Source organism: Amycolatopsis echigonensis, assembly GCF_014174495.1.
Taxonomy (GTDB): Bacteria; Actinomycetota; Actinomycetes; order Mycobacteriales; family Pseudonocardiaceae; genus Amycolatopsis; species Amycolatopsis echigonensis.
Genome location: NZ_JACJHR010000277.1, coordinates 1 through 435 on the forward strand (window position 1 = coordinate 1; position 435 = coordinate 435).

At 72.2% G+C, this 435-nt stretch carries 1 protein-coding gene; it reads left to right on the top strand.

Annotated features, from left to right (window positions below; translation table 11 throughout):
• Window positions 1-435 (top strand): IS3 family transposase (locus H5411_RS46755; protein ID WP_183128058.1); only part of this gene is annotated, 435 nt, incomplete at both ends.

Sequence of the window (435 nt, forward strand, 5' to 3'; positions counted from 1 at the left end):
GCCGGGGAGATCGCCGGGATCCACACCGCCCACCGCGGTGCTTACGGCAGTCCGCGGGTCACTGCGGAACTGCGCCGCCGCGGCGCGACGGTCAACCACAAGAAGGTCGAGCGGGTCATGCGCGAACGGCGGATCGCCGGGAACACCCGCCGCAAACCCCGGTCGTTGACCCGGCCGGACAAGGCCGCGGCCGCACCGGACCTGATCGGCCGCGACTTCACCGCCGACGCCCCCGGGCAGCGGCTGGCCGGGGACATCACCTACCTGCCCACCGAGCAAGGCTGGCTCTATCTCGCGACCGTGCTCGACCTGCACACCCGCGAAATCGTCGGCCACGCCCTCGCCCCGCATATGCGCGCCGGCCTCGTCTGCGACGCCATCACGCTCGCCGCCCGCCGCGGGTTGATCAATACGGGCGCGGTGTTCCATTCCGAC